The following is a 12,994-nucleotide window of genomic DNA, read 5'->3' on the forward strand; positions in this document are numbered from 1 at the left end:
CAGGCCCTATCGGGCTGGGATGAAAATGCCGTCGATAGCGGGGGCGGCGTCTGTCGATACCATCCCGCGCGCCACCAGGTCCTCGAGATGGGCAAGTACCGACAGTCCGGCGGCACCATGCAGCCGGGGATCGGTGTCGCGATAGATCGCCTTCACCATGTCGGGAATCGTCCGGTCGCCGGCTCTGACCCGCTCCAATATGGCCCGCTCGCGCATCTTGCGATGGGTCTTCAGTCCCCGCATGAAAGCGCGCGGCTTCGTCACCGGCCCGCCGTGCCCAGGCAGCAGCAGGCGGTCGTCGCGCTCGATCATGCGGTCCAGCGACGCCATGTAATCGGCCATGGCCCCGTCCGGCGGCGCGACAATCGATGTCGCCCACGCCATGACATGATCGGCCGAAAACAGGATGCCGGTTTCTTCCAGCGCGAACACCGCGTGATTGGCGGTGTGGCCGGGGGTCAGAACCGTACGGATCGCCCAGCCGTCGCCGGCGACCAACGCGCCGTCCGGGAGTGCGATGTCGGGAATGAAAGCGGTGTCGGCGCTGGCGTCGAGCGCATTGGTCTCGCCGATATGCAGTGGCCTCGCCGGCCGGTGCGGCCCTTCCGCCATCACCAAAGCACCGGTGCGCTCCTTCAGCCGGGCCGCCAGCGGGGAATGGTCGCGATGCGTGTGGCTGACGAAGATATGGCTGACCGGCCTGCCGGCGATCACACCGAGCAAGGTCTGAAGATGCGCCTCGTCATCCGGCCCGGGATCGATGACCGCCAGCGTGTCGCGCCCGATGACATAGCTGTTGGTGCCATGAAAGGTGAAGGGGCTGGGGTTCCGGACCGTGACGCGCTGCACGTCCGGGCCGACGTTCACACCCTGGCCGTAGTGCGGATCGAAGCTGGTATCGAATTTGAGAGCCATGTCGGCACATTGTTCCCGGAACGGCAAAACCGATTGCCGCATAGCACGCAAGCCAATATAGGAAAACGCAGGACCGCGATTATAGGATCGCGCTAGACCGAATGGGGAAGACCATGGCAACTGCAACGACGATGCGCCCGCTTGTTTCTCTGGCTTTGCCGCAGGAAGGCGCGGCGCGACTGGCAACACAGCTTTTCCTGGCGATTGCCGGAACGCTGCTGCTGACCCTGTCGGCCAAGACCAAGGTTGTGCTGGGGCCCGTCGACATCTCGATGCAGACGCTCGCCGTCTTGCTGATCGCCGCCGCCTTCGGCCTTCGCCTCGGCGTCGCCACGCTGCTGCTCTACATGGCGGAAGGCGCCATGGGCTTCCCGGTCTTCCAGGGCACGCCTGAGAAGGGCATTGGCCTTGCCTACATGGTCGGCCCGACGGGTGGCTATCTCGCGGGCTTTGTCGTCATGGCGGCGATTGTCGGCTGGGCCGCGGATCGCGGCTGGGATCGCCACCCGATCAAGCTTTTCAACGCTATGCTGGTTGCCGAAGTGGTGATGATGGCGATGGGCTTTGCCTGGCTGGCGTTGCTGATCGGCCCGGAAAAGTCCTGGCAGTTCGGCGTCGTGCCGTTCATCGTCGGCGACCTCATCAAGGTTGCGCTGGCGGCAAGCCTTGTGCCGGCCGTCTGGTCGCTGCTGAAACGCTCCTGAGGTCTGTAGGAAGATTGGCGTGCCATAGACGTCAGGGATCCATTCCCGAGGATGGGCGCTTCCGATGAAGGTTCTGGTCACCGGCGCCGCCGGCTTCATAGGCTATCATGTCGCCAGGCGGCTTCTGGAGCGTGGCGACGAGGTTGTCGGCATCGACAGCGTCAACGACTACTATGACCCGCGGATCAAGCAGGCGCGGCTGCGGCTGCTGGCCGAAGCCAGCCAACGCACCAATGCCGGCTATCATTTCATCCACGGCAATCTTGCAAACAACGAAATCGTGGACGGCTGCTTTGCCGCTCACGGCTTTGATCGGGTGATCCATCTCGCCGCCCAGGCAGGGGTGCGCTACAGCCTGGAAAACCCGCGCGCCTATGTCGAAAGCAACATCGTCGCTTTCACCAACATGCTGGAGGCCTGCCGCAATGCCGGCATAGCGCACCTGACCTATGCCAGCACCTCGAGCGTTTACGGCGCCAACACCGACATGCCGTTTTCCGAGCACCGCCCGGCCGATCATCCGCTGCAGTTCTACGCCGCGACCAAGCGCGCCAACGAGCTGATGGCGCACAGCTACAGCCATCTGTTCGGGCTGCCGACGACCGGGCTGCGGTTCTTCACCGTGTATGGCCCCTGGGGGCGCCCCGACATGGCGCTGTTCCTGTTCACCAGGAGCATTCTGGCCGGCGAGCCGATCAAGCTGTTCAACAATGGCAACCACACGCGCGATTTCACCTATATCGACGACATCGCCGAAGGTGTGATCCGGACCAGCGACAGCCCTGCAGCCGGCAATCCCGCCTGGGATTCCGGTCATCCGGATCCGGCAACGAGCAGCGCGCCCTGGCGCATCTTCAACATCGGCAACAACAATCCGGTGAGGCTGACCGCCTATGTCGAGGCGTTGGAAAGCGCGCTTGGCCGCAAGGCCGTCATAGAACTCTTGCCGCTGCAGGCCGGCGACGTGCCGGACACATTCGCCGACACTTCCGCGCTGCAGGAGGCTGTTGGCTACCGCCCCGGCACGTCCGTGTCAGACGGGGTAGGGCGGTTCGTCGAGTGGTACCAGGCGTATTTTGGGTAGGGGTGGCGGAGGTCATGTCCTGGCGTGCGAAACAGACCTCTCCTGTGCCGGGTGCCGCATTGACAAGCCATTGAATGAAACCTAAGCACGGTCGATCAGGGCCGGGGGGCTCAGCATGTCAAGGAGAGCTTCTTGAAAGGAATTATCCTTGCTGGAGGCAGTGGAACGCGTCTTTATCCACTGACATTAGCAGTCTCTAAGCAAATCCTTCCGATATACGACAAGCCGATGATTTATTATCCGCTGAGCGTACTGATGCTCGCGGGAATCCGTGAGATTCTGATTGTTTCGACACCGCGTGATCTGCCGGCTTTTCGTGATTTACTCGGCGACGGATCGGAGTTCGGGCTGGCGTTCTCCTACGCCGAGCAGCCGCAGCCCAATGGTCTTGCGGAAGCTTTCATTATCGGCCGTGATTTCATCGGCAAAGACAGTGTCTCGATGATTCTTGGCGACAACATATATTTCGGTGACGGCCTGTCGCAGCTTTGCCGCGCCGCCGCTGCGCGCGAAGCGGGTGCTTCGGTGTTCGCCTACCATGTCGAGGATCCCGAGCGCTATGGTGTTGTGTCCTTCGACAGGGCAACCGGAACCGCGCTGACGATTGAGGAAAAGCCGCAGAAGCCGAAGTCGAACTGGGCTGTCACCGGTCTCTATTTCTACGACAATGACGTGGTCGACATCGCCCCGACGATCCGCCCCTCGGCGCGAGGCGAGCTCGAGATCACGGCTGTCAACAATGTCTATCTCGAGCGCGGCAAGCTGCACGTGCACCGTTTGGGACGTGGCTATGCCTGGCTCGACACCGGCACGCACGACAGTTTGCACGAAGCCTCTTCTTTCGTGCGCACGATCGAACATCGGCAGGGCATCAAGGTTGCTTGCCCTGAGGAGATCGCCTTCGAGCAGGGCTGGTTGACGGCAGAGCAAGTGCTGCAACGCGCAACTCGGTTGGGCAAAAATGAATATGCCGCCTATCTGCGGCGGCGCGTCGCCGATCTGTTGGAGGGCTAAGCTTTGGAGATCAGGTCCCTCGGCATCGATGGCGTGCTGGAAATCGTTCCCAAGCGACATGGCGATGCACGCGGCTTCTTCATGGAAACCTACAATGCCGAGCGGTTTTCGCAGGCGGGCATCGACTTGGTTTTCGTCCAGGACAACCACTCCTATTCCGCTACGGCAGGCGTCTTGCGAGGGCTTCACTACCAGCTCGAGCCGCGGGCCCAGGACAAGCTGCTGCGCGTCATTCGCGGCAGTATCCTCGACGTCGCAGTCGATATCCGCCGTGGTTCGAAAACCTTTGGGAAGTGGGTCGCCTGCGAGATTTCGGCCGAAAAGGGCAATCAGATTCTGGTGCCGAAGGGTTTCGCGCATGGCTTTGTGACGCTCGTGCCCGACACCGAGGTTCTCTATAAGGTTACCGACACCTATTCGCCCGAGCACGATCGGTCTGTCCGCTTCGACGATCCCATCATCGGCATCGAATGGCCTTCAGTGGCTGGCGGATTCCAGCTTTCGGACAAGGACCTCAAGGCGCCGGTGCTCGCCGAGGCCGAAGTGTTTGCCTGATGGGCATGAGGATAGCGGCATGAATTTTCTGGTGACAGGCGGGGCTGGCTTCATCGGTTCGGCGGTGTGTCGGCATCTGTGCGCCAATCCGGCCTATAGGGTGACCAATCTCGACAAGCTCACCTATGCCGGCAACCTGGCCTCGCTGCGGCAAATCGAGAACGCGCACAATTATCGCTTCGCCCAGGTCGATATATGCGACGAGAAAGCGGTGCTCGACATAATGCGCCGTGACGATATCGACATCGTCATGAACCTTGCCGCCGAGAGCCATGTCGACCGCTCGATCGATGGGCCTGGCGCCTTCATCGAGACCAACATCGTCGGCACCTACCGCATCCTCAATGCGGCGCTCGAATACTGGCGCGGCATTGCCGACGACAGGAAGGGCCGCTTCCGCTTCCATCACGTGTCGACCGATGAAGTGTTCGGCGACCTGCCTTTCGATGGCGGCATGTTCGTCGAGGAGACGCCTTACGCGCCGTCCTCGCCCTATTCGGCCTCGAAGGCGGCCTCGGACCATCTGGTCCGCGCCTGGCACGAGACCTACGGCCTGCCGGTCGTGCTCTCCAACTGTTCGAACAATTACGGCCCCTATCATTTTCCCGAAAAACTGATCCCGCTCGTCATCCTCAACGCGCTCGACGAAAAGCCGCTGCCGGTCTATGGCGCCGGTGCCAATGTGCGCGACTGGCTGTTCGTGGAGGATCACGCCCGAGCCCTGGAACTGGTCGCCACCAAGGGCGCGCCGGGCGAGAGCTACAATGTCGGCGGCAATTCGGAGCGGACAAACCTCAGCGTCGTCGAGACGATCTGCGACCTGCTCGACAGCAGGCGTCCCCGGGCCGGCGGCAAGAGCTACCGCGACCTGATTTCCTTCGTCACCGACCGCCCCGGCCATGACCGCCGCTATGCCATCGACGCATCGAAGATAAGCCGGGACCTCGGCTGGGTGCCCAACGAGAATTTCGACAGCGGCCTGGCCAGGACCGTGGACTGGTACCTCGACAACAAATGGTGGTGGGGGCCAATCCGAGAGCAGAACTATGCCGGCGAAAGACTGGGCGAAGCCCGCAAGGGGGCCGCGTGAGGCTCGTTGTCACCGGACGCGAAGGCCAGGTTGTGTCGAGCCTTCTGGAGGCCGGCCAGCTTGCCGGTGTAGACGTCATCGCCATTGGCCGTCCGCAGCTCGACCTGGCAAACCCCGACACCGTGATCGAAGCCATTGCTGCGGCCAGGCCTGACGTCGTCGTCTCGGCTGCCGCCTACACGGCAGTGGATCAGGCCGAGGATGAGCCCGATCTGGCATTCAGGGTGAACGCCGTCGGCGCCGGCAAGGTGGCGCAAGCCGCGGCGCGGCTTGGCGTTCCCGTCATCCACCTTTCGACCGACTACGTCTTCGACGGCAGCGCTTCCGGTAGCTATGTCGAAACCGATGCGACCGCGCCAGCCAGCGTATACGGCGCTACCAAGCTCGCCGGCGAACAGGCGGTGGCCGCCGCCAATCCGCGCAACCTGATCCTGCGTACCGCCTGGGTCTACAGTCCGTTCGGCAAGAATTTCGTCAAAACCATGCTTCGGCTTGCGGCCGACCGCGACGAGATCTCAGTGGTGGCCGATCAATGGGGAAATCCCACCTCAGCGCTGGATATCGCCGATGCGATCCTGCATGCCGCGGCCACGCTGCACCGCGACAAGGACTTCGCCGCGTTCGGCATCTATCACCTGGCCGGCACCGGCGAGGCCAACTGGAGCGGCTTTGCCCGTCATATCCTCGACACGAGCCGCGTGTCTGGCGGTCCTTCAGCGCGGGTCCGCGACATTACGACGACGGACTACCCGACCAAGGCGCGGCGCCCTGCCAATTCCCGGCTATCGAGCGCGAAGTTCGCCTCCGCCTTCGGCTGGTCTGCGCCGGACTGGCGGCTTTCGACGGAAGCAGTGGTGCGTCGGGTCCTGCCCTGAGAGACGCGAACCCGCGCAAGGCAAAACCGGCCACCGGCGCAGGGCAATACCGGCAAGCTCAGAACAGATGTCGGTCAATGTCGGCGGCCCCCGCCATCCGGCTCGTGACCAATGCATAATGGCTCCCTGAGCGAGTTCGCCTGAACGCCATGAACTCGGCGCCGCCCGGAACTCCTCGCGCCGTTTTTGTCAGCCGCAAAAACAGCATATTTTGCCAAAGCAGGTAGCGCGCGGAAGCAAAGTTCTTTAGGTCCATATGGAATACGGCAGCCTATCAGCCTTGCGGAAAGAAGAGGGTGGATTGTCAAAGCTTATTATTCAAATCCCATGCTTGAATGAGGAGGGGACGCTCGCCGTCACACTGGCCGATCTGCCGCGTCAGGTCGCGGGTTTCAGCACGGTGGAATGGCTCGTAATCGATGATGGCTCCACCGACCGCACGGTCGAGGTCGCCCGGGAAAACGGCGTCGATCACGTGGTCTCGCTGCCCCATAATCAGGGGCTTGCCAAAGCGTTCATGACCGGCATCGAAACCGCGCTGAAACTGGGCGCGGACGTCATCGTCAACACCGATGCGGACAACCAGTACGATGCCTCCTGCATTCCCGATCTCGTCCGGCCCATACTGGAGAAAAAAGCTCAGATCGTCATCGGCGCAAGGCCGATCAGCGAGATAGAGCATTTTTCACCGGTCAAGAAATTTCTGCAGAAGCTTGGCAGCTTCGTTGTCAAGCTTGCCAGTGGCACGACGGTGCCTGACGCCCCGAGCGGTTTCCGGGCCATTCATCGCGACGCGGCGATACAACTCAATGTCTTCAACCGCTATACCTATACGCTGGAAACGATCATCCAGGCGGGGCGCAGGAACATCCCGATCACCTCGGTGCCGATCCGCGTCAACGGCGATCTTCGACCCTCGCGGCTGGTCAAGAGCATACCGAGCTATGTGCGGCGCTCGTTGATAACGGTCGTGAGGATTTTTGTCGTCTATAGCCCGCTGCGCTTCTTCTCGACATGTGCGGCAATCGTCGCCGCGCCGGGGTTGATCGGGGTTATCCGGTTCCTTGTCCACTATTTGATGGGCGAAGGCAGTGGCAACATCCAGTCACTCGTTCTGTCCAGCGCCCTGCTCGCGCTTGCCGGCATTCTTGCGATGAGCGGCATCATTTCCGAGCTCATCGCGGTCAACAGGCAATTGCTTGAAGAAATAAGGATCAGGCAATTGCAGCAAGAGTATGGTGCAAGGGCCAGGATCCGGTCGTTTACAGTAGAGAGCAAAATCAAGAAAGAAAGTGTAGGCGGAACGATATAAGATGAATGATACGCCGGTCGCTTACGATAACGTTCCAGGTAATTACTATGATAAGTACAACACCCGGAATCCGGTTGCGCGATATTTGATGGATGGCTTTTTAAGTAGCTTTGATGCGTTGACGGCCGAGACAGGCGTTCGCAATGCCTACGAGGTCGGCTGTGGCGAAGGAAATTTGTCCATTCGGCTTCATGATCGGGGGTGGAACGTCCGCGGCAGCGATCTGGAAGGCGTCAGTGTTTCGCAGGCCAATGAGCAATGCGTCAAGCGTGGGATAGCGCCGTTGTTTGAAACGCGCTCGCTTTTCGAACTGACGCCGCAGGCGAGCTCCGCTGAATTGGTAATATGCTGTGAGGTTCTCGAGCATGTTCCAAATACGCAACAAGCGCTCTCGGTCCTGAAATCGCTTGGCAAGCCGTATCTCCTTGTCAGCGTGCCGCGAGAGCCGATCTGGCGGGTCCTGAATGTCGCCAGGGGAAAATATGTAACCCAGTTTGGCAACACGCCAGGGCATATCAATCACTGGTCATCCGCGTCTTTCATCGATCTGTTGAGCAAGACGCTAAAGGTCGTGAAAGTCAGCAAGCCCTTTCCCTGGACCATGGTCCTTTGCCGCTGTGACTGAGCCAACGCAGACGGCACAGCCACCCAAAAGCAGCAGGCTCAGGCTAAAGTCTTTAGTTCGCCTTGGAGCGATGGCCGTCAGTCTCGCGGCGCTCGTCTTCGTGGGGCTGGCGATCCATCGCTCCTTCGGCGATGTGCAACGCCAGTTCGTTTCCCCGCTCTTCTTGATCGCCATATTGGGGTGCGCTGTCGCTTATGCAGTCATTCTGCAACTGGTCGGCATCGCCTGGTATCGGTTCCTGGTTCTCGTCGACGGACCGTCGCTTGGATTGGGTCGTGCGCTCGCCATTTTTGGAAGGACGCAGATTTACAAATACCTGCCGAGCAATGTGATGCATATGGTTGGTCGCTTCGCCCTTGCCCGCAGTGCCGGGGCCTCGAACAGGGCGCTTGCCGTTGCCCAGATGGGGGAGCTGTCCGTCATTGTTCTCGCCGCCGGGGGGTCGGGCGCGTTGCTGGCGTGGCCGATTTTCCAAGCTGCGTATGCGCGGTATGGTCCCGGCCACCCTACTTTGACTGTGGGATTGATCGCCGCCGGTCTTTTGGCGATCGCGTTTGGGATGGGACTTTTGTTCCGCTTCAGGATGGCGGACATCGGAGGCAGGGCGCTCATTACATCTGCAGAGGCCTTTTTCCTCTATGCATTGTTTTTCATGGGCAATGGGTTTCTGATCGTCGCGCTTGTGAGGGCCATAAACGATGGAGGCCATATTGCTGAGTTGATCGGCATAGGAGCCACGGCTTGGCTCGTTGGTTTTGTCGTTCCGGGGGCGCCAGGAGGGCTTGGCGTGCGCGAGGCCGTTCTGATCATGGGACTAACTGCCGCGGGTTTGCCGCTTCCATCGGCCACCGCGGTTGCCCTCGGCAACCGGCTCGTCACCGTTCTCGGAGATTGCCTGGTCGCCTTGGCAGAGTTGGTTTTGCGAAAAGGGAAAAGTGCATGACGACGCAAATGACGGAGACATCCGTGCAAGACACCCATTTGCCGGACCGGATTCCGTTTTTGCGACACATCATTTCGATGGTGCTTCTTTTCGCTCTTGTCCTGGGGATCGTGGGCGTAAATCCTTTTCGGCAAACGCTGGCACCGATGGATTTGATGTTGGCTTATCCAGGATGGGACAATGCCGGGGTCGACACCGACCTTGTCAATGCGGAGCGTTCTGACGCCTTGGATCACCGGCTTCCAAACTGGCGGGAGTTCAGGCGAGAGTTGCGGGAAGGGCACATCCCGCTATGGAATCCACTCCACCAACTGGGTGCGCCGGGCATCCAGGCGCCGATTTACGAAGGCCTGTCAATACCCTTCCTGGTTTATGCCCTCACGCCCAATGAGGCCATGGGCTATACGTTCGCACTTTTGTCAAATTATCTGCTGGCGGCTTTCGGTGCCTATTGCCTGCTGTTTTTCATGTTCAGAAATCGTGTGGCTGCGGTTTTCGGCGCCATTACATTCGCATTTTGCGGGTTCAACATCGCTTGGGCACACTGGCCGCACCTGACAACGAGCGCTCTTGTTCCCTGGGTTCTCGCCACTCAGCTTCGCTATTGGCAAACAGGCCGTTTGGGTTGGGCGTTTGGGTTCACTCTCAGTGTCGCCTTGATAGGTCTGGCCGGTTTTCCATTCGTCGCCCTCCTTGGAGGTATATCGTCCCTGATGCTGGCGATCGCAGTCCTCTTTGCCGAAATCCGGAGCGCCGGCATCAATCAGCTTCCGGTTAGGCGAATTTTTGGGCTGGGATTCGCAGGCATAGCGGGTGCGTTCCTTGCCCTTCCCGGCCTCTTGCAAGTTAGAGAAATTCTCGATTCAACTGATTTGTCGAGCCGAACAGGCGGAACTTGGTTCACACCCTATGACATCGTCAATATGTTTGGCTCTGACTTTGTGAACAATCTTGGCGTCGAGCGTACCTTTTCGGCAGGAATACCTGCTGCTCTCCTAACCCTTCTCGCGTTTTATTTCATTTTCAAGTCACCCAATCGATTTGCTGTTTTTGGGCTATTCGTGGCGGTATTCATGCTAGCAACCGTATTTGGCATGGCTCCGGCCAGCATAGTGAACGCAATTCCAGGGTTTGGTTTCAACGCGTGGAGCAGGGGGTCGGTCTTATTTGGATTGTCGGCAGCTGTATTATCTTCATATTCCGTGAAATTCTTAGCGCCACAGTCTCCAAAGCCTGAATCGCCTTATAGATTTCATTTGGTGGTTTTTATATGCCTCTTACAGGCAATCAACCTTGGCTATTGGTTCAGGCAGCTTAATGCGCGACCTGACATCGAGACTTTTTTCCCGGACACGCCATCGATATCCTATGTGGCATCCAAGATCCTTCCAGGCCAAAGCATCATTGCGGACGGAAGCTTCCTTGTCTCGGGATTTTTGTCAAACTATCGGCTGCCAGAATTGTTTGCTCACGGATTTCGTACCGATGCTCAAAACAAGATAGGCGCTGACATAGCCCCTTCTTTTCAGACAACATACACGGCCTCCATCATTCAATGCTCTGACATTAATTTTTCCAGCCCAGAGATTACCTATGCTGCGGTCCGTTTCTTCCTTGTCAAAGAAGGCTGTACTGAATCGAGTTACGAGACCACTGGCATAGGCCAGCGGGCTACTGCCTCCCTCACCAATGGCGCTCTTCAAGGTGACTTGGTAATTGACAAGTCTATCAGCGCTACGAACATGCAAGTGTTATTCGGAACTTATGATAGGGATTTCGCCCCTTCGGCGGTGATGTTTGATCTTTATCGAGACAAGCTCCTCGTGGCTCATGCTGAATTGACACCGGAGGCGATACGCAACAACCAATACGCCACCTTTAATTTCAATCAAGACGTTCCTCTTGTGGCCGGAACGTATCGGTACGTCATTTCAATGGCCAAACCCAATAGCCAGAAGATGCTCAGTGCATGGGCCTTCGAAACCGCTGGAGGGGCAACTTATCAAATTGGATCGAGTGTATTCCCCGGCATCCCGAAAATGAGGATTGGTGAGAGAGCGCGTCTTCCACAGAATTTCTCGATCGCGTCGGCAGAGCGGGGTGTTAGCGTTATTGAAAATCACACGGTTTCAGGCTCGGGCTATTATGTGGACGGGTTAAGTGGACAACCGGAAGCAGATTTTGGCCCTGTGCGCCTTGCGGCGTATCAACCGGACGACCTGACAGTGGAATATTCGGGCGCAGCCCATGGATGGGTTGTTTTCCCCATTCGTACCAATAAGTATTGGCGAGCCACGCTAGATGGAAAACCGGTCGAACTGGGGAAGTTTTTAGATTTTTTCCCTGCCGTCGAGGTGAACAGGCCAAGCGAAATTCGTTTCTATTACGACAGCAGTCACTTGCTGAAAACGCTGGGACTTTGCACTGCCGGCTTTGCGGCTTCAGTCATTCTCTTGATCATGGTGAATGGCAGAGCTTCCAGGCCACGAGCCGGCGCTGGCTAATCGGTTGCCTGGGTGTCGAAAATGGGGCCGCAAACCAGACCGGTGCATAGCTTTGCACGTGACTGGACCGCGATAAATCTGGATTGCTTCAGGAAGCAGGCAACATGTTGATCGCTGATCGGGTCGTTTCGGCAGAGATTCGCCGTTTGCTGCAACCCTCTGCAGGCAGGAGGGAAACCCGAATGCGACACCCCAAAATCCAATTCGACCGGAGCTGACCTCTTGTATCTATTCAAATGAGGTTGACGCTGATAACGAACGGCCAAGTCAATGAAACGGGAATGCTACCTGAATGTCCAAAACATGCGTGGTGACCGGCGGAGCTGGATTCATTGGATGCGCGTTGTCCACCAAATTGGCAAACCGCTTCGATCGCGTGGTTGTCATCGACAGTTTGCATCCGCAGATCCACGCAGAGCGAAAGCGTCCCGCCGACCTTGATCCTCGCATTGAACTCGTGGTTGCCGATGTGACCGAGGCCTCGACCTGGGCGCAGGCACTGGAAACCATCCGACCTGAAGTTGTGGTGCATCTGGCTGCCGAAACGGGCACGGGTCAGTCGCTCACGGAGGCCTCTCGCCACGCAATAGCAAATGTTCTTGGCACCACCCGCATGTTGGATGCCTTCGCCACTGCATCGCACGTTCCAGAGCGTTTTGTCCTGGCTTCGAGCCGCGCCGTCTATGGAGAAGGGGCATGGCGGTCCAGGAAAACAGACGAGATAACGTATCCCGGTCAGAGATCGAAACAGCAGCTCGAACGCGCGGAGTGGGATTTTTCCGGGCTCGAACCTCTGCCAATGGACGCGGAAAAAACGATACCGAATCCAACCAGCATCTACGGAGCGACGAAACTAACCCAGGAACAGATATTGCGGGCTTGGGCTCTTTCGTTCGGAACAGCTGTCAACGTGCTTCGCCTTCAGAACGTATATGGTCCTGGCCAATCGCTGACCAACAGCTACACGGGAATCGTGTCGTTGTTCATCAGGATGGCGAAGGAAGGCAAGAGCATCCCGATCTATGAGGACGGGGATATCGGACGCGACTTCGTCTTCATCGATGATGTGGCGTCGGCTCTCGACAAGGCCACGGCCACGGATCTGTCACAGTCGCTCGCGTATGATGTCGGCACCGGGTCCAAGACCACGGTTCTTGACCTGGCAGGGATCGTCGCAAAAAGATACGGGGCGCCGGAACCGCACGTCAACGGCATGTTCCGCAACGGCGACGTTCGCTGCGCTGTCGCCAACATCGACAGGACGGTGCGCGAACTGGAATGGCGACCTTTGAAAAGTGTAGACGAGGGGATCGGCCAGCTTTCCGAGTGGATCGATTCACAACTTGGCTAGAATTGTGAGATCGTGACAAGGG

At 58.7% G+C, this 12,994-nt stretch carries 12 protein-coding genes; 11 read left to right on the plus strand and 1 reads right to left on the minus strand.

Annotated features, from left to right (window positions below):
* Positions 1–6 precede the first annotated feature (6 nt).
* Complete coding sequence (locus ACLGL5_RS18015; protein WP_019857022.1) at positions 7–915, minus strand: MBL fold metallo-hydrolase; 909 nt, start codon at positions 913–915, stop codon at positions 7–9.
* A 113-nt stretch (positions 916–1,028) separates the two neighbouring features.
* Here ACLGL5_RS18015 and ACLGL5_RS18020 point away from each other — a divergent pair, with 113 nt between their 5' ends.
* The 11 genes from ACLGL5_RS18020 to ACLGL5_RS18070 all read left to right on the plus strand — a co-directional run bounded on the left by ACLGL5_RS18020 (position 1,029) and on the right by ACLGL5_RS18070 (position 12,972).
* Complete coding sequence (locus ACLGL5_RS18020) at positions 1,029–1,619, plus strand: biotin transporter BioY (RefSeq protein ID WP_027046626.1); 591 nt, start codon at positions 1,029–1,031, stop codon at positions 1,617–1,619.
* Between the two features lie 64 nt (positions 1,620–1,683).
* The gene (locus tag ACLGL5_RS18025; RefSeq protein ID WP_069091694.1) at positions 1,684–2,703 is read left to right on the plus strand and encodes an NAD-dependent epimerase; all 1,020 of its coding nucleotides are present in this window, start codon (positions 1,684–1,686) and stop codon (positions 2,701–2,703) included.
* Positions 2,704–2,835: 132 nt separating this feature from the next.
* The gene (rfbA, locus tag ACLGL5_RS18030) at positions 2,836–3,717 is read left to right on the plus strand and encodes a glucose-1-phosphate thymidylyltransferase RfbA (protein ID WP_038645459.1); all 882 of its coding nucleotides are present in this window, start codon (positions 2,836–2,838) and stop codon (positions 3,715–3,717) included.
* Positions 3,718–3,720: 3 nt separating this feature from the next.
* Positions 3,721–4,272, plus strand: coding sequence for a dTDP-4-dehydrorhamnose 3,5-epimerase (gene rfbC, locus ACLGL5_RS18035; protein WP_019857026.1), 552 nt, complete (start codon positions 3,721–3,723; stop codon positions 4,270–4,272).
* A gap of 19 nt (positions 4,273–4,291) precedes the next feature.
* Positions 4,292–5,362: a dTDP-glucose 4,6-dehydratase gene (gene rfbB / locus ACLGL5_RS18040; protein ID WP_069091695.1), complete on the plus strand. Its 1,071-nt coding sequence runs from the start codon at positions 4,292–4,294 to the stop codon at positions 5,360–5,362.
* Positions 5,359–6,237 (plus strand): dTDP-4-dehydrorhamnose reductase, encoded by an 879-nt coding sequence (rfbD, locus tag ACLGL5_RS18045; protein ID WP_069091696.1) that lies wholly within the window; start codon positions 5,359–5,361, stop codon positions 6,235–6,237. The genes rfbB and rfbD overlap by 4 nt, the downstream gene beginning before the upstream one ends.
* A gap of 301 nt (positions 6,238–6,538) precedes the next feature.
* Positions 6,539–7,549 (plus strand): glycosyltransferase family 2 protein, encoded by a 1,011-nt coding sequence (locus tag ACLGL5_RS18050; protein WP_245307107.1) that lies wholly within the window; start codon positions 6,539–6,541, stop codon positions 7,547–7,549.
* Position 7,550: 1 nt separating this feature from the next.
* Positions 7,551–8,174, plus strand: a complete 624-nt coding sequence (locus tag ACLGL5_RS18055) for a class I SAM-dependent methyltransferase (protein WP_083246678.1) — start codon at positions 7,551–7,553, stop codon at positions 8,172–8,174.
* Between the two features lie 70 nt (positions 8,175–8,244).
* Complete coding sequence (locus ACLGL5_RS18060) at positions 8,245–9,117, plus strand: hypothetical protein (protein ID WP_069091700.1); 873 nt, start codon at positions 8,245–8,247, stop codon at positions 9,115–9,117.
* Positions 9,114–11,621 (plus strand): glycosyltransferase family protein, encoded by a 2,508-nt coding sequence (locus ACLGL5_RS18065; RefSeq protein ID WP_069091701.1) that lies wholly within the window; start codon positions 9,114–9,116, stop codon positions 11,619–11,621. The genes ACLGL5_RS18060 and ACLGL5_RS18065 overlap by 4 nt, the downstream gene beginning before the upstream one ends.
* 292 nt (positions 11,622–11,913) lie before the next feature.
* Positions 11,914–12,972: an NAD-dependent epimerase/dehydratase family protein gene (locus tag ACLGL5_RS18070; RefSeq protein ID WP_069091702.1), complete on the plus strand. Its 1,059-nt coding sequence runs from the start codon at positions 11,914–11,916 to the stop codon at positions 12,970–12,972.
* The last annotated feature ends 22 nt before the right edge of the window (positions 12,973–12,994 follow it).

It is taken from the genome of Mesorhizobium sp. U510 (assembly GCF_059180695.1).

Bases quoted from the DNA above. Each gene is read 5' to 3' on its own strand.
- rfbB (WP_069091695.1), top strand. From the start codon at position 4,292: ATGAATTTTCTGGTGACAGGCGGGGCTGGCTTCATCGGTTCGGCGGTG.
- ACLGL5_RS18060 (WP_069091700.1), top strand. From the start codon at position 8,245: ATGGCCGTCAGTCTCGCGGCGCTCGTCTTCGTGGGGCTGGCGATCCAT.
- ACLGL5_RS18065 (WP_069091701.1), top strand. From the start codon at position 9,114: ATGACGACGCAAATGACGGAGACATCCGTGCAAGACACCCATTTGCCG.
- ACLGL5_RS18025 (WP_069091694.1), top strand. From the start codon at position 1,684: ATGAAGGTTCTGGTCACCGGCGCCGCCGGCTTCATAGGCTATCATGTC.
- ACLGL5_RS18015 (WP_019857022.1), bottom strand. From the start codon at position 915: ATGGCTCTCAAATTCGATACCAGCTTCGATCCGCACTACGGCCAGGGT.
- ACLGL5_RS18070 (WP_069091702.1), top strand. From the start codon at position 11,914: ATGTCCAAAACATGCGTGGTGACCGGCGGAGCTGGATTCATTGGATGC.
- ACLGL5_RS18020 (WP_027046626.1), top strand. From the start codon at position 1,029: ATGGCAACTGCAACGACGATGCGCCCGCTTGTTTCTCTGGCTTTGCCG.
- ACLGL5_RS18055 (WP_083246678.1), top strand. From the start codon at position 7,551: ATGAATGATACGCCGGTCGCTTACGATAACGTTCCAGGTAATTACTAT.